This window comes from Phaeobacter sp. 11ANDIMAR09, assembly GCF_001294455.1.
GTDB lineage: Bacteria > Pseudomonadota > Alphaproteobacteria > Rhodobacterales > Rhodobacteraceae > Pseudophaeobacter.
In genome coordinates this window covers 17103-40505 of record NZ_LIKT01000014.1, presented here as the reverse complement: position 1 = coordinate 40505, position 23403 = coordinate 17103, and the positions used below count along the sequence as shown (strand labels likewise).

The window sequence follows — 23403 nt, the reverse complement described above, 5'->3', positions numbered from 1 at the left end:
GCTTCCAAAGGCAGATCACCTCATGTCAAAACCCGTCGTCACTCGCTTTGCCCCCTCTCCTACAGGCTATTTGCACATTGGTGGGGCCCGCACCGCCCTGTTTAACTGGCTTTTTGCGCGCGGACGCGGCGGCAAATTCCTATTGCGGATCGAAGACACGGATCGGGCGCGCTCGACCCCTGAGGCCACTGCGGCAATTCTGCAGGGTATGGACTGGCTGGGGCTTGATCACGACGGTGAAATTGTCAGCCAGTTTGAAGGGGCTAAGCGCCACGCTGAGGTAGCAGAGCAATTGCTTGCCGAGGGCAAAGCCTACAAGTGTTTTGCCACCCAGGAAGAAATTGCAGCCTTTCGCGATGCAGCCAAGGCCGAAGGCAAATCAACGCTGTATCGCTCTCCCTGGCGCGCGGCCTCTGCCGACAGCCACCCGGATGCGCCCTATGTCATTCGAATTAAGGCGCCCTTGGATGGGGTCACAGTGATCCGCGATCAGGTTCAGGGCGATGTGACAATCCGCAATGATCAATTGGATGACATGATTCTTCTGCGCTCCGACGGCACGCCAGTCTATATGCTAGCGGTGGTTGTGGATGATCACGACATGGGGGTCACCCATGTGATCCGGGGCGATGACCACCTCAACAATGCCGCCCGCCAGATGATGATCTATGACGCCATGGGTTGGGAAACCCCTGTTTGGGCGCATATTCCTCTGATCCATGGTGCAGATGGAAAAAAACTCTCCAAACGCCACGGCGCCCTGGGCGCGCAAGAGTATCAGGCCATGGGCTATTGTGCCGCCGGTATGCGCAACTATCTGGCCCGCCTGGGCTGGAGCCATGGGGATGACGAATTTTTCACCGATGCCCAGGCCAAAGACTGGTTCGGACTGGAGGCAATCGGCAAAAGCCCAGCACGGTTTGATACCAAAAAGCTGGAAAACCTCTGCAGCCAGCACAATGCTGTTAGCGATGACGCTGCATTGCGGCAAGAAATCCAATCCTACCTGATCGCTGCCGGTCAATCACCTCTTGATGACGCTCAGTCAGCAAATCTTGAACGTGCGATGTATTGCCTCAAGGATCGTGCCAAGACATTCCCGGACCTGCTTGAAAAAGCACATTTTATCCTGACTTCACGGCCGGTTGAGCCGGATGAGAAGGCGGCAAAAGCCCTCGTAAATGTATCCGACGGTATACTGAATGAATTGACGCCGCAGTTGCAAAATGCTAGCTGGACGCGTGAAGATCTTGAAGCGCTTCTCAATACATTTGCAGAAGCCCATGACACCAAGTTCGGCAAACTGGCCGCCCCCCTGCGGGCTGTGTTGGCCGGTCGGGCCGCAACACCATCGGTGTTCGACATGATGCTGATCCTGGGCCGTGAAGAAACGATGGCCCGGCTCAACGACGCCACAGGCTGACCCTGTCCTTAACCGGTCAGTAAGCCTGTTCCTATACCACCTCACCTGCGCGATCCGCGCGCAGGTTCTGCCTGCACCGTGCCCGGGATAAAATTCCGGGTATTCGTGCCTGATACAGGAAGGGACATCTATGACCGAGACACAGAAGACCGCAAAGCTCAGCCTGAATGGCCAGGATTATGAGCTTCCCATTTTCTCGCCAACCGCCGGGCCTGATGTTCTGGACATCCGCAAACTCTACGCCCAGGCCGGCGTTTTCACCTATGATCCCGGCTTCACTTCGACGGCCAGCTGCGACAGCACCATCACCTTTATTGATGGCGGCAAAGGCGAGCTTTTGCACCGTGGCTACCCCATTGACCAGCTGGCGTCGCAGTCACACTACCTAGAGGTCTGCTATCTGCTGCTCTATGGTGAGCTGCCCACCGCAACACAGCTGGAAGATTTTGAAGCCCGTGTGACCCGTCACACCATGGTGCACGAGCAGATGCACAACTTCTTCCGTGGTTTCCGCCGTGACGCGCATCCAATGGCCACGCTGGTTGGTGTTGTTGGCGCAATGTCCGCCTTCTATCACGATTCTACTGATATCGCTGATCCGTGGCAGCGCGAAGTTGCTTCGATCCGTCTGATCGCCAAGCTGCCAACCATCGCGGCGATGGCCTACAAATACTCGATCGGCCAGCCGTTCGTTTATCCAAAGAATGATCTCGATTACGCCGCCAACTTCCTGCATATGTGTTTCTCGGTTCCTGCCGAAGACTACAATGTGAACCCGATCCTCAGCCGCGCGATGGACCGGATCTTTACCCTGCACGCGGATCACGAGCAAAACGCCTCGACCTCCACCGTGCGTCTGGCCTCCTCTTCGGGTGCCAATCCGTTTGCCTGTATCGCTGCTGGTATTGCCTGTCTCTGGGGCCCTGCCCATGGGGGCGCCAACCAGGCCTGCCTAGAGATGCTCAAGGAAATCGGTTCTGTTGACCGCATTCCTGAATTCATCGCCCGCGCCAAGGACAAGGACGATCCCTTCCGTCTGATGGGCTTTGGTCACCGTGTTTACAAAAACACCGACCCGCGCGCCACGGTTCTGAAACAATCTGCAGATGAAGTGCTCGAGCTTCTGGGGGTCGAAGACAACCCGCTGCTGCAGGTTGCCAAAGAGCTGGAACAGACCGCGCTGAATGACCCCTATTTCAAAGAGAAGAAACTGTTCCCTAATGTAGACTTCTACTCGGGCATCATTCTCGAAGCTATGGGTTTCCCCACCTCGATGTTCACCCCTATCTTTGCGCTGTCGCGCACCGTTGGCTGGATTTCGCAGTGGAAAGAAATGATCGCAGATCCACAGAACAAGATCGGCCGTCCGCGTCAGCTGTACCTGGGTCAGACCGCCCGCGACTACGTGGATATCGAAAACCGCTGATCGGGCCTGCCGTGGTCCTTTCCAAGCCTCGCCTTTCTGGCGGGGCTTTTTTTGTTTCCGCCCCGACCACGCCACAGAGAGGCAGAGCACTGAGTCGCAAAAGGTCAAAGCCTGGCCTAATTGTGACCATATTCCAGTAAGGCCCGGTCGAAACCGGGTGATCTTGTGTTCATTTTGAGAGATTGGTTCACCAGAGAGAACAATAATCCTTCATCAAAACCATTGTCGTGAGCCTGGTTTGATTTTGATTAGAATGACCCTCTAATTGTCTTGTTACAACACCCCAACCAGAGGTAATTTACACGCAAGATTAATCACTTTCTGGGGGACAATTTTATGGTTTGGATGGCAGCTTTAGGGATCGCCCTGGTGGCAGGGCTCGTACTGATAATTGACGACGACGATGATTCCACTACAGACACCAGCGGTGGGTCTGACACCGATGGCGGTACTGACACCGGTGGCGGCGCGGATATTGACTCCTTTATCGGTGCCAGCGGTGACGATGAAATTGAAGGGGATGATGAGAACAACACCATCCTGGGAAAGAACGGCACTGATACGCTTGATGGCAATGCTGGCGATGACCGCGTCTTTGGGGATGGCGGTAACGATAGCGTACAAGGCGGTGAAGGCAACGACAGCGTTTTTGGCGGCAATGGCGAAGACCTGGTTAAAGGTGGCGAAGATGATGACCTTGTTCGCGGTGGGCGGAATGATGACGTGCTCATCGACTCAACCGGAGCGGATCGGCTTCAGGGCGACGGCGGCGATGATCTGATCGTTGCAAGCGGCACCATGGACGCTGATGCAGCTGCGGCCTTCGAGACAAACCCTGTCCCTGACAATGGTATCGGCAATTTGCTTGACCAGCTGCTCATCGATTTCTCTGCAGACAGCGACACGGAAGGCGATGAAGCCTTTGGCGGGAGCGGAGACGACACTGTGATCTTTGGTGTCAACGACACCGTGGGTGGCGGCAGCGGAGCTGATACTTTTGTGACCGCGTCCTGGCTGGAAGGTCAAGACGCTGCAACGGTGACCGATTTCGATCCAGCCGAAGACCAGCTGATGTACGCATATGACCCTGCAGAGGGTGTACCTGAGCTCACGGTGGAAATGGTAGAAAACGATGATGGCACCACGGACGCAATAGTCTCCGCCAATGGCTCCGAAGTGATCCGCGTTCTAGAACAAGATGATACCTTTGATCTGTCTGAAAACATACTGCTGATCAATGGCGTAAGGGCAGCCTAAACGCGTTTGACCTAAACAGTCTTCCTCTGCCTGCGGTGAACCTGCCAGTTCACCGCAGGCTTTTTTGTCTCCGCAAACCTCTTCCCGGATCCCGACCTCATAAGAAAACCGGCGGAAATGATCCGCCGGTTTTCCTGATTTGACAGAGATTGGGCTTGCTCAGCGTCCTTCGAATTTGGCGCTGCGCTTTTCCAGAAAGGCTGTCACGCCTTCGTTGAAATCACGGCTCTTGCCGCATTCCCCTTGCAAATGGGCTTCAACCGAAAGCTGATCTGGCAGGCTGTTGCCATAGCTGGCACGGATCGCCGTTTTGATGGCGCCAAAGGCCTTGGTTGGACCATTGGCCAGATAGGCCGCACGGGCACGCCAGGTGGCTTCGAATTCACCATCCGGGATGGCTTCCCAGATCATGCCCCAGTCGCTGGCCTGCTTGGCGGAGATCTTGTCGGCAAAAAGCGCCGCACCCATGGCTTTGGCCAGGCCCATCTGACGCGGCAGGAACCAGGTGCCCCCCGCATCTGGCATCAGCCCGATACGGGCAAAGGCCTGCAGGAAATAGGCGCTTTCCGTTGCAATCACCACATCCGCTGCCAGTGCCAGATTGGCCCCGGCCCCGGCCACTGGCCCATTGATCACTGACAGGGTGGGAACCGGGCAATCATAGACCGCTTCCAGCATCGGTGTGTATTCATCCCGCAGGGTGCGCTCCAAGTCCAGATCGCCATTGCCGGAGGCATCGCTCAGATCCTGGCCGGAACAAAAGGCCGCGCCTGCCCCGGTGAGCACGACCGCGCGGGCCTCAGAGGCGGCGCGTTTCATGGCATGGGTGATCTCAGCCCGCATCTGGCCTGTCAGGGCGTTCATCTTGCTCGGGCGGTTCAGTGTGACAACCGCCAGACCATCCTCAAGCGTGTACAGAATTTCCGTGTAATCCATCAAAGCCTCATATCTCTCATGCTCGGGGGCGTGGTTACCCCCCTATTTGCCCGGAACCCTGACGCAAACAACGAAAGACGCAAAGCCGGACCCCGCGTCACAAGACCAAATTGTCACTCATCCAGGATCTTGTTCAAGCGGGCCTGCTCTTCACGACTCAGATCCTGTTCGCCGACTGTCGAGGCCCGTCCACGGCCGCGCATATAACCCGTTGCCACGCCCAGTGCCAAAAGCAACATCAAAGGTCCGGCGGCCCAAAGCATCCAATTTGCACCTGTGGTGGTGGGCCGCAACAGCACATACTCGCCGTAACGCTCGACGACAAAATCGATCACTTCATCGTTGCTGTCGCCCACAACCAGACGTTCACGCACCAGAACCCGCAGATCCCGCGCCAGGTCGGCGTTGGATTCGTCAATGTTTTCATTGCGACAGACCAGGCAACGCAGGTCCTTTGACAATTCACGGGCCCGGGATTCTAGCGCGGGATCCGCCAAAACCTCATCCGGCTGAACTGCCAAAACCGGTTCCGGCAGTGTTGCCACTGCGCCAATCAGCACCAGGGCGAGGGCAAAGGCCCATGTCTTTTGAACAGTCATTCCGCTGCCACCCCTGCTGCTGTCTTGGCGCCACCCTGTCCCTTACCGGCGCCCGCGGCGACACGGAAGCGACGATCGCTCAGGCTCAGGAAGCCACCAAGTGCCATCAGCAGGCAGCCGCCCCAGATCCAATTGGCCAGGGGTTTGATATAGGTGCGCACCGTCCAACCACCGCTATCTTGCTGGTCGCCAATCACCACATAGAGATCGCGCAGCAGACGATAATCGATTGCGGCTTCGGTTGTTGGCATCTTGGCCACGGGATAGTTGCGCTTTTCAGGATGCATCACCGCGACATCATGCCCAGCTTTGGTCACGGTTACAGTTGCCATTGTAGTGAAATAATTCGGTCCACGTGCATTGTCGACACGATCAAGGGTCAACTCATATTCCCCAACGGTAAAGGGCTTACCGATCTGGGCAACGCGGATATCCTCAACCTCCCATGCGGTCAGGCCGGCGATGGCAAAGATGGTGACGCCAAGCCCGGCATGGGCCGTAGCCTTGCCCCAATCGGCACGCGGCAGACGCAGCAGGCGCGACAGGCTGCCGGTGCGCCCCCACAGATCCACCAAAGCCCCAAACACAACCCAGGAGCCCAGAAACAAGCCGATAGGCCCAAGACCAGAGCGCCCGGTCTGCATCGCCCAGGCCAGAACAGCCAAGGCCACTGCCAACAGGAAGACATAACGCAGCTTCTTTATGGTCCGCCCCAGATTGCCGCGCTTCCACGGCAGCATCGACCCGATGGGGAGGATAGCCCCCAAAAGCACCATGAAGGGGGTGAAAGCCGCATTAAAGAAGGGCGGCCCCACGGAGAGTTTCCGGCCAAAGGCCATTTCGGCCACGATGGGCCACATCGTGCCAAAGAAGACCACAAAGCAGCCAACGGCCAGCAAGATGTTATTGGCCACCAGCGCACCTTCACGGCTGACCAGTCCAAAAACACCACGGGCCTGCATCGCCTGGGCGCGGGCGGCAAAGAGCGTCAGAGCCCCGCCGGTAAAGAAAGCCAGGATCATCAGAATAAAGACCCCGCGCTCGGAATCATTGGCAAAGGCATGCACCGAGGTCAGCAGGCCCGAACGCACGATAAAAGTGCCGATCAGCGAAAATCCAAAGGCCAGGATCGCCAGCAGGATGGTCCAACTTTTCAACGATTCCCGTTTCTCGACCACGATGGCCGAATGCAACAGGGCTGCCGCCAGCAACCAGGGCATAAAGGAGGCGTTTTCAACCGGATCCCAGAACCAGAAACCGCCCCAGCCGAGTTCGTAATAGGCCCACCAACTGCCAAGCGCGATACCGATGGTCAAAAAGATCCAGGCGGCCAGCGTCCAGGGGCGCACCCAACGGGCCCAGGCCGCATCAACCCGGCCCTCGATCAGGGCGGCCACGGCAAAGGAAAAGGCCATCGAAAGCCCCACATACCCGAGGTACAAAAACGGCGGATGGAAGGCGAGGCCCGGATCCTGCAGCAGCGGGTTCAGATCCTGCCCATCAAAGGGCGGCACTGCAAGGCGCAGGAAGGGATTGGAGGTAAAGAGGATAAAGGCAAAAAATGCCACCCCGATCGAGGCCTGTACCGCCAAAACGCGCGCCTTCAGGGTCTGCGGCAGTCCACCGCCAAAGACCGAAGCCACCGCGCCAAACAGGGCAACAATCAAGACCCACAGCAACATCGAGCCCTCATGGTTGCCCCAGGTGCCGGATATTTTATAGAGCATCGGTTTGGCGGAATGGCTGTTCAGCATCACCAGCCGCAAAGAGAAATCCGAGGTCACAAAAGCCCAAACTAGGGCGCCAAAGGCAAAGGCGGTAAAGAAGAACTGCGCCTGTGCTGCGGGCTCGGCCACGGCCATCCAGCCAGGCCAGCGTTTATGGGCACCAATCAATGGGACCACCATCTGAACGATAGCAATCATGAAGGCGAGGATGAGGGCGAAATGTCCGAGCTCTGTAGTCATGTCTTTGTCTATAGTCGTTACCGAGTAGCGGGCCAATGGGAAAACCAATGGACCAGGCCGCGTCCCGCCGCCGCAGCGCCTGTCGTTTGGCAAAAATCAGCGCGCCAAAACGACACTCCCCCCGCAAAACAGTGTTTGCGGGGGGAGTGGAATAAACGGGTAGTAGGCAACTTCAGCGGAGCCTGGCTTTAGGTTTCCGGCTCCTGATAGACGCCCTGGGCCTTTAGCGCATCCACAACCTCTTTGGGCATATAGGTCTCATCGTGTTTGGCAAGAATTTCAGAGGCTTCAAAGACTCCGTTCACCAGTTTTCCGGTGCCAACCATGCCTTGGTTCTCTTCAAACAGATCCGGCAAAACACCAACAAAGGTGACAGGCACCGTGGCGCCACCATCTGTCACAGAGAACCGCACGGCCTCACCCTGACCGCGTACCAGGCTGCCCTCCTCTACCAGGCCCCCAATGCGGAACACCTCGCTGGGCGGCGGCGGGGTTTCCGCCACCTGACTGGGCGAGCGGAAATAGTTGATCCCATCCCGCATCGCATAGCCAATCAACCCGGTGGCCACCACCAGGGCAATCGCCGCAAGAGCGATGACCTGAATCCGGCGTTGTTTCTTGAGGTTCTTCATCCCAGAGGCCTTTCGGTGCTGTTACGGGAACAGCGGCGCCATCATCAGCCCCGCAGTCTCGTCTTCACCTAGCATCAGGTTTGCATTCTGCAAGGCCTGGCCGCTGCTACCTTTTGTCAGGTTATCCAGCGCAGCAAAGACAATGGCGCGGCCTTCGATCCGGTCCGCAGCCACACCGATATGGCAGAAATTGGAGCCGCGTACATGATGGGTACTGGGCGCTTCGCCAAACGGCAACACCTCAAGGAAGGGCTCATCGCGATAGGCCTGCTCAAAGCACTGATGGATCGCAGCTGCGTCGCCCTTTACATAGACCGTCGCCAGAATACCCCGGTTGACGGGCACCAGATGCGGGGTGAATTGCACCCTAACTGGACGCCCTGCCAGGGCGGAGAATTCCTGATCAAACTCTCCCAGGTGCCGATGGGTGCCGCCCACCGCATAGGCGTTGTAGCCCTCGCTCAGCTCCGCATGCAGCAGGTTTTCCTTGAGTGCCCGCCCCGCACCAGAGACGGCGCATTTCAGATCCAGAATGATTTCATCGAGATCAATCAGGCCAGAAGTGATCAGCGGACGCAGCGCAAACTGACCGGTAGCCGCGTTGCAGCCGGTACCGGCCACCAGACGGGCAGACTTGATTCCCTCGCGGTAGAACTCGCTGAGGCCATAGACCGCCTCTTCCTGCTGCTCCAAAGCTGCATGCGGGTTGCCGTACCATTTTTCATATTCGGCCGGATCGCGCAGCCGGAAATCCGCCGACAGATCAACCACTTTCAACCCCTTTGGCAGGGCTGCGATCACTTCCTGGCTGGTTTTATGCGGCAGGGCGCAAAAGCACAGGTCGATACCAGAAAAATCAATTTCACTGATTTTGCAAAGCGTTGGAAGCGACATATGACGCAGATGTGGGAAGACCTGCGCCATGGTCAGCCCGGCTTTACGCTCCGCCGCCAGAGCTTTGATTTCGATATTTGGATGGTTCGCAATCAGCCGAACCAGCTCTGCGCCCGTGTAGCCACTGGCGCCAAGAATTGCCACTTTATGGGTCATGTCAGACCTCGCATTGATATGTCTTCGTCAAACTCTCGCATATGGCGAGAGACAATAGGAATGGATGTGGGCTGTCTTTGTCCTGGATCACCTCCCCGGCAGTCACACCGGGGCAGATCGTGACAAAACTCAGGCCGCCTGAAAACGGATTTCTCGTCGGAGAAACTGCGTTGCGCGATCGCTCACACGGGCCGGATCGCCGGTGGTGAAATAGCCACCTTTGCCGGAGCCCTTCATATCCGGGTGCCGCTCCAGATAATCTGCCAGACTGTCCGCCACCAGAGTGCCCTGGCTAAAGACTTTGACCCCTGCCCCCAGCGCCGCCTGGAACTCTTTTTCCATCAAGGGATAATGCGTACAGCCCAGAATCGCGGCCTGGGGTTCTGGCATCTTGCGCTGCAGCGCATCCACATGGCTGCGCACCAGGGCCTCGGCCAGGATCATGTCACCGTCTTCAATGGCATCGACGATGCCGCCGCAGGCCTGGGCCTCGACATCCACACCAATGGCGCGAAAGGCCAGCTCCCGCTGAAACGCGCGGCTGGACACGGTGGCGGGGGTTGCAAACAATGCCACATGTTTGACCTCCACCTCGCGCGGCGGGCTGTTATCGCCCCATTGGCGCTCGGTCAGGGCCTCGATCAGCGGAACAAAGACGCCAAGGACGCGTTTGCCCTCGGGCAGGCCCTCTTCCTGCATCCGGCGCAGCGCTGCTGCCGAAGCGGTGTTGCAGGCCAGAATGACAAGGTCGCAGCCCTTGTCCCACATGTCGGCCACGGCGGCCTTGGTGAGGTTGTAGATATCCTCGGCATCGCGCACCCCGTAAGGCGCCCGGGCGCTATCAGCGTAGTACAGAAAATCCACGTCCGGCAGACGGGACTGGGCGGCGTTCAGGACGGTAAGCCCGCCCAGACCGGAATCAAAGATACCTACGGCCATGATCTCTCTTTCAGGCCTGATGTTCATCAGGCGCGATGTTTCTCCTCAAACTCAAACCCATAGTCATAAGATTTGAGCGGCTTTGGAGACAGCTCATACGTGGCTTTGCGCAGGAAATCCATCATTCCTTTTGTGTCCTTGGCCAGGGGCGTGAGGATATCGCGGCTGATCGGCTTGCCGATCACCACCTTGACCGGGGTATCCACCCTCTTGTTGAACTCCTTGATCAGCAGCCCCATGCGCAGGGTGGAATGCAGATGGCTGGCGATCTGAAACAGACGCGAAGTATGGCCTTCAAAAAACACCGGCACCACAACCGCATCGGATTTGGCGATCATCCGCGCGGTAAAGCCGCGCCAACCGGGATCCATCGGGTGGGAAAAGGGCTTGGCCGCGGTGGAAACCGTCCCGCCAGGGAAGATGCCAATGGCCCCGCCCTGCCCCAGGTAATCAAGCGCTGCCTTGCGGGTCTGAAGATTGGTCTTGAGCGCCTCTTTGGTTTCCGCAAAATCCACTGGCAGGATCACCTTGTTCAGGTCTTCGGCCTTGCGAAAGATTTGATGGGCGAGAATACGGAAATCCCCGCGCGTTTCCGCTAGGATATGGCCCATCATCAAGCCGTCCAGAATGCCATAGGGGTGATTGGCGATCAGGATCACAGGCTTGTCTTTGGGAATGTTGTCCAGGCTGCCGGCTGTCACATCCAGTGTCAGACCGTAGCGGTCGGCCATCACGCTCCAGAAACTGCGGCCATTGGCCACTTCCTGCTCGTAGCCATCCGCACGTTTGATCAATTGCAGACGACCCGTGGTGTTTTCCAGCAGGCGGATCATGGTGCGTCCGGGGGCCGATCCGGCGGAATGGGCGTAGGAGATATCACGGGCGATATGACGAGCTGAGGACAAGAGGGAGCTCCCGAATTTTGGCGACACAGTCTAGGCCGCTTATAAGACAATTTCATAACAGCCACATGACAATAGGCCGGGCCGTTCCCACCAAGGTCAATTGACATAGCCAAATGACATCAGGGGAGGCAACCGATCTGGTCACCTCCCCCTTTCTTTCAGCACATGTGGTGTACGCGAGGCCGTTACTCAGCGGCCTCGGTGAGCGGCGATCCCGCCTGACGCAAAGCAATCAACAGCTCTTCGCGGCGCTTGGCGGCCTTGGTCTCGCTTTCCAGTTTCACCGGACCAAAGCCCCGGATCTGCAGCGGCAGTTCAGCGAGTGCAATCAGCGGCTCAAGGGTGTCGGCACTCGCTTTGGGCAGCCATTCTTTCATGTCGGACTCAAATTGCTTGATCAGCGCCCGCTCCATCTTGCGCTCAGCCGTATAGCCAAAGACATCCAGCGGTGTATTGCGCAGCGGCTTCATCTTGGCCAAGAGGCGCAGCCAACGGGTCATGCCGGGGCCAAATTTGCGCTTTTGCGGACGGCCATTGACCAGCTTGCCGCCAAAGATCGGCGGCGCGAGATTGTAAGAGACCTTCAGATCGCCTTCAAACTCAGCGGCCAGTTTTTCATGGCTCGACAGCAAGAGACGCGCGACTTCATATTCGTCCTTATAGGCCAGGAGCTTGTGATAGCCCTTTGCCACGGCTTCCTTGAGCGCCTTGTCCGAGATGCCGTCCAGCAGTTTGGCATAGCGCTTGGCCAGGCCTGCGCCCTGATAGGCCACCAGCTGATCACTGCGGAAGGCAATGATCTCTTCCAGAGACTTGGGCAGCTCGACCACATTGGCAGGCTTGGCAATCTTGGCGGCCTCGGCAGGCTCCACAATGGCCCAGCGACCAATCTCAAAGGCGCGCAGGTTCCGCTCAACCGCAGCACCGTTTAGGGTGATGGCCTGGGTGATCGCCGCGTGGTTCACCGGGATCAAGCCCTGCTGCCAGGCAGCCCCAAAGACCATCATGTTGGAGAAAATGGAATCTCCCATGGTGGCACGGGCCAGCTCAGAGGCATCGAACAGCGACAGATCATCCCGCAGACGCGCCTGAAGAGCGACCTGCAAGCGGTCGGTGGGCAGGTTGAAATTGGTGTCGCGGGTAAAGTCTCCGGTGATGATTTCGTGGCTGTTGACCACGCCGCCGGTCTGGCCGGTTTTCATCAAGCCGATGGTCTTGGCACCTGCGCTCACCACCAGATCGCCGCCGATCAGCGCATGGGCTTCACCAGTGGCGACGCGAATGGCGCTGATGTCTTCGGGCCGTTTTGCCAGACGGCAGTGGATATGCACCGCGCCGCCCTTTTGCGCGAGGCCGGCCATTTCCATCATGCCAGCGCCCAAGCCATCAATCTGAGCCGCCTGTGCCAGCACTGCGCCAATGGTCACAACGCCAGTGCCGCCAACGCCAGTGATCACCACGTTATGGGTGCCACTGATCTCGGGCAGCTTGGGTTCGGGCAGATCCGGCAGGTTCAGCTCGGCTGTGGCCTCTTTACGGATCTTGGCGCCCTCGACCGTCAGGAACGACGGGCAAAAACCGTTGACGCAAGAGAAATCCTTGTTGCAGGAGCTTTGATCAATCGCCCGTTTGCGGCCCAGTTCTGTCTCTTTGGGCACAATCGACACGCAGTTGGACTGAATACCGCAATCACCGCAGCCTTCGCAGACGTCCGGGTTGATAAAGACCCGCTGATCGGGATCGGGGAACAGACCCCGCTTGCGACGGCGACGCTTTTCGGCGGCGCAGGTCTGGATATAGATGATGCCAGAGACACCCTCGACCTGTTCAAATTCCTTTTGCACCTCCATCAGCTCGGCACGTTCATGCATCCGCATGCCAGCAGGGAACAGCTTGGCGTCGACATCTTCCTTGTCGTCATAGACCACCGCGATGGTCTTCATCCCCATGGCTTTCAGCTCATGTGCAATCTGATGGGCGGTCAATCCGCCCTCGGCCTGCTGACCGCCGGTCATTGCAACCGCATCATTATACAGGATTTTATAGGTAATATTGGTGCCCTCAGCCAGGGCGGCCCGAATGGCCTGAACGCCGGAGTGGTTATAGGTACCATCGCCGAGGTTCTGGAACACATGGGTCCGCTTGGAAAAGGGTGCCTCACCGATCCAGTTGGCGCCCTCTGCCCCCATATGGGTAAAACCGGTGGTTTCACGGTCCATCCACTGCACCATGAAGTGACAGCCAATACCGGCATAGGCACGGCTGCCCTCGGGCAGTTTGGTCGAGGAGTTATGCGGGCAACCCGAACAGAAATAGGGCAGACGTGCCGCGATCTCTTCTGCGTTGTCCGCCCGCTTGGCATCATCCAGCGCGGCCAGACCCGCCTTGACCGCCTCGGTATCACGACCTTCCTCAATCAGGATGCCGCCAAGTTTCTCGGCAATCATGATCGGGTCAAGCGCATATTTGGTTGGGAAAAGCTCTTCGCGATCGGCGGTACCTACGCCCCCCTTGTACCAACCATAGACCCGGCGGCCGCGACGGTCGTCAAAGATCGCTTCTTTGATTTGCACCTCGATCAGCTTGCGCTTCTCCTCGACAACCACAATCAAATCAAGGCCTTCGGCCCAGGTGTTGAAGCCCTTCATATCCATCGGCCAGGTCTGCCCCACCTTATAGGTGGTGATGCCCAGACGCTCTGCCATGGCCTCATCGATGTTGAGCAAGGACATGGCGTGCACCAGATCCAGCCAGTTTTTGCCAGCTGCTACAAAACCGATCTTGGCACCGGGTTTCCCCCAGACGCGCTTGTCCATCTTGTTAGCATGGCTAAAGGCTTCGGCGGCGAAACGTTTGTAATCGATGATCCGGTCTTCCTGCTGAAAGCGGTCATCGGCCAGACGGATGTTCAGCCCCCCTTCCGGCATCTCAAACTCGGGACGCACGATCTGCATGCGGTCTGGATCGCCATCCACCACCGACGTCACCTCGATGGTGTCTTTCATCGTCTTTAGGCCAACCCAAAGCCCGGAGAACCGGCTCAGCTCATAGCCATAGATGCCGTAGTCCAGGATCTCCTGAACGCCTGCGGGGCTAACAATGGGGAGGTAGCAATCCAGCAGCGACCATTCCGACTGGTGCAGCACGGTGGAGCTTTCGCCGGTGTGGTCATCGCCCATCGCAACCAACACACCACCGTTTTGGGAGGTGCCCGCCATATTTGCATGACGGAAGGCATCGCCCGAGCGGTCAACGCCGGGACCCTTGCCGTACCACAAGCCAAAAACCCCGTCATATTTGCCTTCGCCACGGGTCTCTGCCTGCTGCGCACCCCAGAGCGCCGTGACAGCGAGATCCTCATTGAGACCGTACTGGAAGGTCACATCCGATTCAGTGAGCGGCTTTTTTGCCCGCTCCATCTGCATATCGACAGCGCCCAGCGGTGATCCACGATACCCGGTCACCAGACCCGCCGTGTTCAATCCGGCTGCTTTGTCGCGGGCCTTCTGCATCATCATCAGACGCACCAGAGCCTGGGTCCCATTCAGCATGATGGGTGATTTGCTCAGGTCATATTTGTCATTCAGAGAGATCTTTTGCGTGCTCATCCGGGCCTCCCAACCATAAATTAGCTTGCAGTGCTTGATCCTACAATAGGTCATAATTGCTGACCTGTATAGGCGGTTTTTTTCTTTTCCCTGACGTAGGCATGGAAAATTGAAACAAAACTATGATTTATGTAGTCTGCCAAAGACTGATCGAAAGAGACGGGTATGGATTGGGATAAGCTCAGAATTTTTCACGCCGTTGCCGATGCCGGCAGCCTGACCCATGCCGGGGACAAATTGAACCTGTCCCAATCTGCGGTCAGTCGCCAGGTGCGCGCGCTTGAGGAAAGCCTCAACGCCACCCTGTTTCACCGCCATGCGCGGGGGCTGATTCTCACCGAACAGGGGGAGCTGCTGTTTGACGCCACCAAATCTATGTCTGCCCGGCTGGAGGCCGCCTCGGCCCGCATCCGCGACAGCGAAGAAGAGGTCTTTGGTGAGTTGCGGGTCACCACCACCTTTGGCTTTGGCACATTGTGGTTGGCGCCACGGCTGACCAAGCTGTTTGAACAGTATCCCAACCTCAAGATCGACCTGATGCTGGAGGAGCGGGTTCTCGACCTGCCCATGCGCGAAGCAGATGTTGCCATCCGGATGAAAGAGCCAAGCCAGGCCGATCTGGTCCGCAAACGACTAATGACGGTGCGCATGAAGCTCTATGCCTCGCGCAAATACCTCGATCTGAATGGCACGCCGGAAACGGCAGAAGACATCAAGGACCACCGGCTGATCTGCCAAAACCAGCGCTCGGCGCAGGTGGGCTCTGCCTCGATCCTGGTGCAAAGGTTGCTGACCCACAATCCAGGATCGCTGCTGACCGTCAATAACTACTTTGGCGTTTTGCAGGGGGTTTTGCATGATCTCGGCATAGGGATTCTGCCGGACTATGTGACCGAAGATTTCCCGGATTTGGTGGAGGTTTTCCCTGAAACAGAAAACAACGGGGTCCCAGTTTACCTGGCCTACCCAGAGGAATTGCGCCATTCGCAGCGCGTTTCCGCCTTCCGCGACTTTGTCCAGACCGAGATCATGGCCCACCGCAAACACATGAAAGAGCTTGGGAAATTGTAAGCTGCGGCCAGCCGTTGACGAGCCATGCAAAAAGTGCATAGCGGCAATGCCATTTCACAAGCACTAAACATCTTGAAGGGTCAGCATCATAGCCCTAAATGGAGCCTATGAAGACGGAGGCAAACGCCTCTCTTCATACCTCCCTGTTGGACTTCGGCCGAGCTTAGTGCTCGGCCTTTTTTTTGCTCAATCGCCCCGCAGGGCAAGGCTTGCACCCCTAATCTCCGCCCTCTTTCTGCATCTGCCTGAAATTGATGCAGTCAAAGACCTCGACGGTTAAGGCGGCGGCACTCTGTAAATATGCAGGCCTGAGCCAAATCGACGCGATAGGGCTTTGAGATACCCCCTTCCCCATTGGGCCTGGTTGCTCTAAAAGCCGCCTCAGTAGCACCATGGGGGGCCATATCGCGCCATGCAAGAACCAGCCATTACATCCGAACTGATCGCAAGCCACGGCCTGAGCGCCGACGAATACGACATGATCCTCGAGATCATCGGACGCGAACCCAGCTTCACCGAACTTGGCATCTTCTCGGCCATGTGGAACGAGCATTGTTCCTATAAGTCGTCCAAGAAATGGCTGCGCACCCTGCCCACCGATGGGCCTCAGGTGATCTGCGGCCCTGGCGAGAACGCCGGCATCGTCGACATCGGCGACGGCGACGCCGTGGTATTCAAAATGGAAAGCCACAACCACCCCTCTTATATCGAACCCTACCAGGGCGCGGCCACCGGTGTTGGCGGCATTCTGCGCGATGTCTTTACCATGGGCGCCCGCCCCATCGCCTCGATGAACTCACTCTCCTTTGGCGAGCCCGCGCACCACAAAACCCGCCAGCTGGTCAACGGCGTAGTCGAAGGCATCGGCGGCTATGGCAACTGCTTTGGCGTGCCCTGCGTTGGCGGCGAAGTTCGCTTTCACCCCGCCTACAATGGCAACTGCCTGGTCAATGCCTTTGCCGCAGGCCTGGCCAAAACCGACGGCATCTTCTACTCCGCCGCTTCCGGCGTTGGCATGCCGGTGGTGTACCTTGGCGCCAAAACCGGCCGTGACGGCGTGGGCGGTGCCACCATGGCCTCGGCCGAATTCGACGACACCATCGAAGAAAAGCGCCCCACTGTTCAGGTTGGCGACCCTTTCACCGAGAAACGCCTGATGGAAGCCACGCTGGAGCTGATGCAGACCGGCGCGGTGATCTCGATCCAGGATATGGGTGCGGCTGGTCTGACCTGCTCGGCCGTGGAAATGGGTGACAAGGGTAAACTGGGGATCAAGCTGAACCTCGAAGACGTGCCCCAGCGCGAAGAAAACATGACCGCCTACGAGATGATGCTCTCGGAAAGCCAGGAACGCATGTTGATGGTGCTGAAGCCCGAGCTCGAAGCGGATGCGCGCGCCGTGTTTGAAAAATGGGACCTGGATTTTGCAATCGTGGGTGAAACCATCGCTGAGGACCGGTTCCTGATCCTGCACAATGGCGAGACCAAAGCCGATCTGGTGCTGTCCAAACTGGCCTCCACCGCGCCAGAATATGACCGCCCCTGGGTGGCCACGCCTGCGGCAGAGCCGCTGACGGATGCGGATGTGCCCACCATCGATCCGATTGACGGGCTAAAGGCATTGCTGGCTTCACCCAACTATGGCGGCAAACAGTGGGTCTATGAGCAATATGACACCACCGTCATGGGCGATACCGCCCGCCGTCCCGGTGCCGGTTCCGGCATCATCCGCGTGCATGGCACCGACAAGAGCCTGGCCTTCACCTCGGATGTAACCCCGCGCTACGTCAAGGCCAACCCGGTTGAGGGCGGCAAGCAGGCGGTGGCCGAGGCCTATCGCAACCTGACAGCTGTGGGCGCCAAGCCCCTAGCCACAACCGACAACCTGAACTTTGGCAACCCCGAAAAGCCCGAGATCATGGGCCAGTTTGTGGGCGCCATTCAGGGCATCGGCGAGGCCGTTGCCGCGTTGGACATGCCCATCGTTTCGGGCAATGTCTCGCTCTATAACGAGACCGATGGTCAGGGCATTCTGCCCACGCCAACCATCGGCGCCGTTGGCTTGATTGCCGCTGGCGAAGAGGCGATCACCGGCGAAGCCCGCGATGGCCATGTGGCCCTGTTGATCGGTGAAACCATCGGCCATCTCGGCCAGTCTGCCCTACTGGCAGAGGTGTTCAACCGCGAAGACGGCGACGCCCCAGCGGTGGACCTGGACGCGGAAAAGCGCAACGGTGAATTCATCCGCGCCAACCGCGAATGGATCAAGGTCTGCACCGACCTTTCTGATGGCGGCCTGGCGATGGCGGCCTTTGAACTGGCTGAAGAAGGCGGCGTGGGCGTACAGATCGACGCCGGCGACACCCCGACCCTGTTTGGCGAAGACCAGGGCCGCTATCTGGTAGCCTGCAACTTTGACCAGGCCGAAGCGCTGATGCTGGCCGCCGGTCAAGCTGGCGTTACCGTCACCGCGATCGGCCGCTTCACTGGCGACAGCGTCAAGATCGGCGGCTCCGAAGCCCCTCTGGCGGAGCTGCAAGAGGTCTTCCGCTCAAGCTTTGCCAGCGCAGTCGCCTAAGGGACTTGGCGGCCCCTTTTTAGGGGTCAAAAACAAGACGATCTGGGTGGGGTGGCACAGTCACCCCACCTTTTCTTTTTGAGTTGAGGACCCCCGCTCGTGCAACTGCCGGAGTTAAAAGAGGATTGCAGCCGCTGCGCAGCCCTGTGCTGTCTTGCCTATCCTTTTGAAGCTGAAGAGGATTTTGCTCTCCTGAAGGAGCCAGATCACCCCTGCCCCAATCTGGGACAGGATTTCCGTTGCACGATCCATGCCGATCTGATCCCCTGCGGCTTTGGCGGCTGCGTCGCCTATTCCTGCGCTGGCGCTGGCCAAAGGGTGACGCAAATTCTGTTTGACGGCGAAACCTGGCAAGAGGATCCTGATCTGCTGCATCACATGACCTATGCCCTGCGCGTGCTGCGCCCCATTCACGAGGCTCTGCTGGTGCTGCAAGAAATCGCGGCACTCGATCTGCCAGCTGAATCGCGGGCAAAATGTTCAGCCCTGACCCTGGCCCTGTGCCCGGAAGATCCCAAAACCATATGGGATTTTGAGCAAGACCACCTGCAAGAGGCCCTGGCCGAACTGCCGGATTTTGTTGAAACCATCGCAGATTTTGCACTGGGCGCCACCTAATCCTGCTTGCACAGCCCCCCACAGCAACCTACATTTTTGGAAATGAGTAAAAGGACGACCCCGGATGCCAATGCAAGCCCAAGAAATCGAAGACCTGCTGCGCGAGACCTTTCCTGATGCGGAAATCCAGGTCGCAGGCCATGACGGCGTGCATATGTCTGCCATGGTGGTGGACGAGAGCTTTCGCGGCAAGAACCGGGTGCAGCAGCAGCGGGCCGTCTATGCTGCGCTCAAAGGCAAGATGGATGGCTCCAATGGCGAGCTGCACGCCCTGGCCCTGACCACCAAAGCCCCTGAGTGAGTGAAATCCTGGTCGCAGCCACGGCTCTGATCGCACTTGCGATTTGGATCTTTTTCGAACTCGAACCCTATATCGAACAATACCGCCATAGGCGGAACCGTCAAAAGGACATCTAGACATGAGCGACGCACAGAGCCGCATCGATGAGACCGTAAAAGCCAGCGACGTGGTGCTCTTTATGAAAGGCACCAAGGAAATGCCACAGTGCGGGTTTTCCTCGCGCGTGGCAGGCGTGTTGAACTACATCGGCGTTGAGTACACCGATGTGAACGTCCTGGCCGACGAAGAGATCCGCGCCGGCATCAAAGAATATTCCGACTGGCCCACCATCCCACAGCTCTACATCAAGGGCGAATTTGTCGGCGGTTGCGATATCATCACCGAGATGACCCTCTCGGGTGAGCTGGACGGCATGTTTGCCGACAATGAAATCGCCTTTGACAAAGATGCCGCAGACAAGATCCGCGAAGCAAACGGCTAAGGACGGCTGATCGCCCTGAGTGCAGATCCCTGCAACCGGGACAGGCCCCAGAAGAAAACAAAGCCCCTTCCAGCACAAAGCGGAAGGGGCTTTTTTAGGTCTAGGGAAGGTCTAGCAGACCTATTGGGCTGCGGAATTTTCTTCGATCTGCTGGGCCAGAGATTCTGCCCGCGCGGCGAGTTCTGCCAGTGTTTCCGGCACCTGCGGCGGCACCACCGGCACCTCGATGCGCTCAGGCTCAGGCGGGGGCGTGTTTTTCAAAGCCTCCAATTCAGCCACGCGTTCCGCCAGTTCGGCCTCGACCTCCTTGATGCGATCCTCCACCGCAGCGGTTTTATCCGCAAGCATCAAACCTGCCATCAGCAGCATCCGTGCCTCGGGCATCCGACCGATTTGATCCGACAGAACCTGGGCTTCATCATCCAGCATCTTGGCGGCGGAATGTAGATAGCTTTCTTCTCCCAGCTGGCAAGAGACTTCAAAGCCGCGGCCACCGATATGAATGGTTACTTCGGGCATCAGACTTCCTCTCCTTCCGGCAGGTTTTGTGCATTGGCCAAGAGCGGTTCCAATTTGGTAAGAACCGCGTTCACCTGGGCCTGGTCCCTGGCCTGAGACTCGCGCAGCGCTTCATTGGTGCTGAGCAATTCCTGATTGGCCTGGCGCAATTCATCCAGCTGCACCTGAAGCCTGTCATCCTGGGGGGGTGCAACGGCCGCGGCAGAGGCCTGAGCTTCGGCAAGCTGGGCCTTCAACGCATTCAGTTCGGCCTGTAACGCCGCCTGATCCACCGCATCGCCCAAATCGCCAGCGGCCTCCCCCGAGACCTCCTCAATCTGAGCCATCAGCTGTTGGTTGGTCGCTTTCAAATCGGAGAGTTCAGTCTCCAGGGCCTCTTTTTCCGCAGCCAGACCGTTGCCAGCACTTTCCAAAGCGCCCTTCAGCCGGGTCACTTCCAGTTTCAGCGCATCTTTTTCATCGGTGTTACCGACCTCATTGCGCAACAATTCCAACTCGGCCTGCAGCGCTTCCATGTCACCATTGTCGGCTGCTGGGGCTGCCTGCTCTGCCTCTTTCAGGCGGTCGTGCAGCACCTTTACCCGCTCTTCGAGTTGCGCATTAGCGGTTTTTTCTTCTTCCAGAGCAAGCTCCAGATCAGAATTATCCGCAGCGGCACGAGCCTCTTCCTGAGCTTCGGCCCGGGCCTGCTCCAGTTGCACGACCCCGGTTCCGATCCGCTCCATGGCCGCCAAAATGCGCCCCTGCAACTCTTCGATCTGCGTCATACCTGTCCCTCACCCCTCATCAGTTCTGCTGGCGCTTGTCGCCCTGTCTCTTCCGGCATTTCGAAGTAGCCAGCGCGAATCGCTCTGCCACAGCTCCATTGCCAACAGCTTAACGAAGTCAGGAGTAAAACACCCCCTCTTTGCTTTCAAGCACTTGCAGCACTCAGTTCGTCTTACCGGCGGGGAATGGCGTAGAAAGCTTGATCTTTGGGCTGTCACTGCTATTGAGCGGCTAACCCGCCTGGTAACCCAAAGGAAAACTTCAGTGGATCTGACAGCCCTGCGCACCGCCAACCCCGACCATTGGAACAAGGCCGCCGCCATCCGCGCGCTGGCCCTCGATGCCGTCGCCGCCGCCAATTCCGGCCACACAGGTATGCCCATCGGCATGGCCGATGTTGCGACCGTTTTGTTCGAAAAGCACCTGAAGTTTGATGTCGCCGCGCCGCAGTGGCCCGATCGTGATCGCTTCATCCTCTCTGCCGGTCACGGCTCGATGCTGATCTACTCCCTTTTGTACCTCTGCGGTGACAAACAGGTGACACTGGATCAGATCAAAAACTTTCGTCAGATGGGCGCTCAGACCGCAGGGCACCCTGAAAACTTCCTGCTCGACGCGGTTGAAACCACCACTGGCCCCCTGGGTCAGGGGATTTCCAACGCCGTTGGCTTTGCCATGGCCGAAGAGATGCAGCGCGCCCAGTATGGCCGCAAAATCGTTGATCACCACACCTATGTCATCGCAGGCGATGGCTGCCTGATGGAAGGCATCAGCCAAGAGGCCATCGGTCTGGCCGGGCGTCATTCGCTGGGCAAGCTGATTGTGCTGTGGGACAACAACAACATCACCATCGACGGCACGGTGGAGCTGTCGGATCGCACCAACCAGGTGCAGCGCTTCCGCGCCTCTGGCTGGCAGGTGATCGAAATCGACGGACATGACCCCGTTGCCATTGATGAGGCGCTGACCGCGGCTAAGAAATCGAAGAAACCTTCGATGATTGCCTGCAAAACCCATATCGCTCTGGGCCATGCGGCACAGGACACCTCCAAGGGCCACGGCGCGCTGACCGATGCAGATCAGATGGCCGAGGCCAAAGCGGCCTATGGCTGGACCACAGGTCCCTTTGAAGTGCCCGCCGAGATCAAATCCCAGTGGGAAGCCATTGGCGCCCGTGGCGCTGATGAGCGTGCCGCCTGGGAATCCCGTTTCGCTGAGACCTCGCAGCAGAAACAGGACCGCTTCAACCGCGCCTATGCGCTGGATGCCCCCAAGAAACTCTCGGCCACCGTCAAGGCACTGAAAAAGCAGGTCTCAGAGGAACAGCCAAAGGTTGCCACCCGCAAAGCCTCGGAAATGGCGCTGGCGGCGATCAACCCGATCATGCCGGAAACGGTTGGTGGATCCGCTGACCTGACCGGCTCCAACAACACCAAGACCGGCGATCTGGGTGGCTTTGACACCGATAACCGCAAGGGCCGCTATGTCTATTGGGGCATCCGCGAGCACGGTATGGCCGCCGCGATGAACGGCATGGTCCTGCACGGCGGTATCCGCGCCTATGGTGGTACCTTCTTCTGCTTCACCGATTATGCCCGTCCTGCGATGCGTTTGGCCGCCCTGTCCAAGATCCCAACAGTGTTTGTCATGACCCATGACAGCATCGGCGTTGGCGAAGATGGTCCAACCCACCAGCCGGTCGAGCATCTGGCAATCTGCCGCGCAACACCAAACACCTATGTGTTCCGCCCAGCGGATGCGGTGGAAGCTGCCGAGGCGTGGGAAATTGCCCTGACCGAAAAGGAAACACCTTCGGTCATGGTGCTCACCCGGCAGAACCTGCCCACCGTGCGCACCGAGCACAAGCTGAGCAACCTCACTTCCAAAGGCGCCTATGTGCTGGCCGAAGCCGAAGGTAAGCGTCAGGCCATTCTGATTGCCACCGGTTCCGAGGTCTCTCTGGCGATGGAAGCCAAGGCCCAGCTCGAAGCCCAAGGCATTGGCACCCGCGTGGTCTCCATGCCATCGATGGAGCTTTTCGCCCAACAAGACGAAGCCTACCGCCGCAAGGTCCTGCCTGCAGGTCCTGTGCGTGTCGGCATCGAAGCAGCTGTCCGCGCCGGCGGTTGGGATCGCTGGTTGATGGGCGAGCGCGGCCAGGACAAAAAGGCCGGGTTCATCGGCATGGACCGCTTTGGTTCTTCTGCTCCAGCTGGCGAATTGTTTGAGAAATTCGGCATCACCGCCGAGGCCACCGTCGCCAAGGTGAAAGAGCTGCTGGGTTAAGCCCTGCACATGTCAGAACAAGAAGGGGCGCCAATGGCG

At 58.2% G+C, this 23403-nt stretch carries 19 protein-coding genes; 9 read left to right on the top strand and 10 right to left on the bottom strand.

Going from position 1 to position 23403, the window contains the following annotated elements:
• Positions 1 to 22: 22 nt before the first annotated feature.
• The 3 genes from gltX to AN476_RS13015 all read left to right on the top strand — a co-directional run bounded on the left by gltX (position 23) and on the right by AN476_RS13015 (position 4106).
• Positions 23 to 1423, top strand: coding sequence for a glutamate--tRNA ligase (gltX, locus tag AN476_RS13025; protein ID WP_054462027.1), 1401 nt, complete (start codon positions 23 to 25; stop codon positions 1421 to 1423).
• Between the two features lie 130 nt (positions 1424 to 1553).
• Positions 1554 to 2849, top strand: a complete 1296-nt coding sequence (gene gltA / locus AN476_RS13020; RefSeq protein ID WP_054462026.1) for a citrate synthase — start codon at positions 1554 to 1556, stop codon at positions 2847 to 2849.
• A gap of 336 nt (positions 2850 to 3185) precedes the next feature.
• A complete protein-coding gene (locus AN476_RS13015) occupies positions 3186 to 4106 on the top strand; it encodes a calcium-binding protein (protein WP_054462025.1) in 921 nt (306 codons plus the stop codon).
• Positions 4107 to 4265: 159 nt separating this feature from the next.
• Here the strand turns inward: AN476_RS13015 and AN476_RS13010 are convergent, their stop codons facing one another.
• The 8 genes from AN476_RS13010 to AN476_RS12975 all read right to left on the bottom strand — a co-directional run bounded on the left by AN476_RS13010 (position 4266) and on the right by AN476_RS12975 (position 14742).
• The gene (locus AN476_RS13010) at positions 4266 to 5042 is read right to left on the bottom strand and encodes an enoyl-CoA hydratase-related protein (RefSeq protein ID WP_054462024.1); all 777 of its coding nucleotides are present in this window, start codon (positions 5040 to 5042) and stop codon (positions 4266 to 4268) included.
• 113 nt (positions 5043 to 5155) lie between these two features.
• Positions 5156 to 5641, bottom strand: a complete 486-nt coding sequence (locus tag AN476_RS13005) for a cytochrome c-type biogenesis protein (protein ID WP_054462023.1) — start codon at positions 5639 to 5641, stop codon at positions 5156 to 5158.
• Positions 5638 to 7608 (bottom strand): heme lyase CcmF/NrfE family subunit, encoded by a 1971-nt coding sequence (locus AN476_RS13000; RefSeq protein ID WP_054462022.1) that lies wholly within the window; start codon positions 7606 to 7608, stop codon positions 5638 to 5640. The genes AN476_RS13005 and AN476_RS13000 overlap by 4 nt, the downstream gene beginning before the upstream one ends.
• A gap of 188 nt (positions 7609 to 7796) precedes the next feature.
• Positions 7797 to 8240, bottom strand: a complete 444-nt coding sequence (gene ccmE, locus AN476_RS12995; protein ID WP_054462021.1) for a cytochrome c maturation protein CcmE — start codon at positions 8238 to 8240, stop codon at positions 7797 to 7799.
• Positions 8241 to 8261: 21 nt separating this feature from the next.
• Positions 8262 to 9290, bottom strand: coding sequence for an N-acetyl-gamma-glutamyl-phosphate reductase (gene argC, locus AN476_RS12990; protein ID WP_054462020.1), 1029 nt, complete (start codon positions 9288 to 9290; stop codon positions 8262 to 8264).
• 129 nt (positions 9291 to 9419) lie between these two features.
• A complete protein-coding gene (locus AN476_RS12985; RefSeq protein WP_054462087.1) occupies positions 9420 to 10229 on the bottom strand; it encodes a glutamate racemase in 810 nt (269 codons plus the stop codon).
• A 26-nt stretch (positions 10230 to 10255) separates the two neighbouring features.
• Positions 10256 to 11134, bottom strand: coding sequence for a lysophospholipid acyltransferase family protein (locus AN476_RS12980; protein WP_054462086.1), 879 nt, complete (start codon positions 11132 to 11134; stop codon positions 10256 to 10258).
• Between the two features lie 185 nt (positions 11135 to 11319).
• Positions 11320 to 14742: an indolepyruvate ferredoxin oxidoreductase family protein gene (locus AN476_RS12975; protein WP_054462019.1), complete on the bottom strand. Its 3423-nt coding sequence runs from the start codon at positions 14740 to 14742 to the stop codon at positions 11320 to 11322.
• A 165-nt stretch (positions 14743 to 14907) separates the two neighbouring features.
• Here AN476_RS12975 and AN476_RS12970 point away from each other — a divergent pair, with 165 nt between their 5' ends.
• The 5 genes from AN476_RS12970 to grxD all read left to right on the top strand — a co-directional run bounded on the left by AN476_RS12970 (position 14908) and on the right by grxD (position 19791).
• Positions 14908 to 15813 carry a LysR family transcriptional regulator gene (locus AN476_RS12970; RefSeq protein ID WP_054462018.1) on the top strand — a complete coding sequence of 302 codons (906 nt, stop codon included), beginning with the start codon at positions 14908 to 14910 and terminating at the stop codon, positions 15811 to 15813.
• 412 nt (positions 15814 to 16225) lie between these two features.
• Positions 16226 to 18391, top strand: coding sequence for a phosphoribosylformylglycinamidine synthase subunit PurL (gene purL / locus AN476_RS12965; protein ID WP_054462017.1), 2166 nt, complete (start codon positions 16226 to 16228; stop codon positions 18389 to 18391).
• Positions 18392 to 18490: 99 nt separating this feature from the next.
• Positions 18491 to 19009, top strand: a complete 519-nt coding sequence (locus tag AN476_RS12960; RefSeq protein ID WP_054462016.1) for a hypothetical protein — start codon at positions 18491 to 18493, stop codon at positions 19007 to 19009.
• A 64-nt stretch (positions 19010 to 19073) separates the two neighbouring features.
• Positions 19074 to 19310, top strand: coding sequence for a BolA/IbaG family iron-sulfur metabolism protein (locus AN476_RS12955; RefSeq protein ID WP_054462015.1), 237 nt, complete (start codon positions 19074 to 19076; stop codon positions 19308 to 19310).
• A gap of 118 nt (positions 19311 to 19428) precedes the next feature.
• A complete protein-coding gene (gene grxD / locus AN476_RS12950) occupies positions 19429 to 19791 on the top strand; it encodes a Grx4 family monothiol glutaredoxin (RefSeq protein WP_054462014.1) in 363 nt (120 codons plus the stop codon).
• Between the two features lie 120 nt (positions 19792 to 19911).
• On the opposite strand, the gene AN476_RS12945 is transcribed toward grxD, so the two are convergent.
• Positions 19912 to 20310 (bottom strand): cell division protein ZapA, encoded by a 399-nt coding sequence (locus AN476_RS12945; protein ID WP_054462013.1) that lies wholly within the window; start codon positions 20308 to 20310, stop codon positions 19912 to 19914.
• Positions 20310 to 21077, bottom strand: coding sequence for a colicin transporter (locus AN476_RS12940; RefSeq protein WP_054462012.1), 768 nt, complete (start codon positions 21075 to 21077; stop codon positions 20310 to 20312). Before AN476_RS12940 ends, AN476_RS12945 begins: the two co-directional genes overlap by 1 nt.
• A 265-nt stretch (positions 21078 to 21342) precedes the next feature.
• On the opposite strand from AN476_RS12940, the gene tkt reads away from it, so the two are divergent.
• Positions 21343 to 23364: a transketolase gene (tkt, locus tag AN476_RS12935; RefSeq protein ID WP_054462011.1), complete on the top strand. Its 2022-nt coding sequence runs from the start codon at positions 21343 to 21345 to the stop codon at positions 23362 to 23364.
• Positions 23365 to 23403: the final 39 nt, after the last annotated feature.

What these genes read in the sequence shown, in the direction of transcription:
- gltX (WP_054462027.1), top strand. Translation starts at nt 23, where the DNA reads ATGTCAAAACCCGTCGTCACTCGCTTTGCCCCCTCTCCTACAGGCTAT.
- gltA (WP_054462026.1), top strand. Translation starts at nt 1,554, where the DNA reads ATGACCGAGACACAGAAGACCGCAAAGCTCAGCCTGAATGGCCAGGAT.
- AN476_RS13015 (WP_054462025.1), top strand. Translation starts at nt 3,186, where the DNA reads ATGGTTTGGATGGCAGCTTTAGGGATCGCCCTGGTGGCAGGGCTCGTA.
- AN476_RS13010 (WP_054462024.1), bottom strand. Translation starts at nt 5,042, where the DNA reads ATGGATTACACGGAAATTCTGTACACGCTTGAGGATGGTCTGGCGGTT.
- AN476_RS13005 (WP_054462023.1), bottom strand. Translation starts at nt 5,641, where the DNA reads ATGACTGTTCAAAAGACATGGGCCTTTGCCCTCGCCCTGGTGCTGATT.
- AN476_RS13000 (WP_054462022.1), bottom strand. Translation starts at nt 7,608, where the DNA reads ATGACTACAGAGCTCGGACATTTCGCCCTCATCCTCGCCTTCATGATT.
- ccmE (WP_054462021.1), bottom strand. Translation starts at nt 8,240, where the DNA reads ATGAAGAACCTCAAGAAACAACGCCGGATTCAGGTCATCGCTCTTGCG.
- argC (WP_054462020.1), bottom strand. Translation starts at nt 9,290, where the DNA reads ATGACCCATAAAGTGGCAATTCTTGGCGCCAGTGGCTACACGGGCGCA.
- AN476_RS12985 (WP_054462087.1), bottom strand. Translation starts at nt 10,229, where the DNA reads ATGGCCGTAGGTATCTTTGATTCCGGTCTGGGCGGGCTTACCGTCCTG.
- AN476_RS12975 (WP_054462019.1), bottom strand. Translation starts at nt 14,742, where the DNA reads ATGAGCACGCAAAAGATCTCTCTGAATGACAAATATGACCTGAGCAAA.
- AN476_RS12970 (WP_054462018.1), top strand. Translation starts at nt 14,908, where the DNA reads ATGGATTGGGATAAGCTCAGAATTTTTCACGCCGTTGCCGATGCCGGC.
- purL (WP_054462017.1), top strand. Translation starts at nt 16,226, where the DNA reads ATGCAAGAACCAGCCATTACATCCGAACTGATCGCAAGCCACGGCCTG.
- AN476_RS12955 (WP_054462015.1), top strand. Translation starts at nt 19,074, where the DNA reads ATGCCAATGCAAGCCCAAGAAATCGAAGACCTGCTGCGCGAGACCTTT.
- grxD (WP_054462014.1), top strand. Translation starts at nt 19,429, where the DNA reads ATGAGCGACGCACAGAGCCGCATCGATGAGACCGTAAAAGCCAGCGAC.
- AN476_RS12945 (WP_054462013.1), bottom strand. Translation starts at nt 20,310, where the DNA reads ATGCCCGAAGTAACCATTCATATCGGTGGCCGCGGCTTTGAAGTCTCT.
- AN476_RS12940 (WP_054462012.1), bottom strand. Translation starts at nt 21,077, where the DNA reads ATGACGCAGATCGAAGAGTTGCAGGGGCGCATTTTGGCGGCCATGGAG.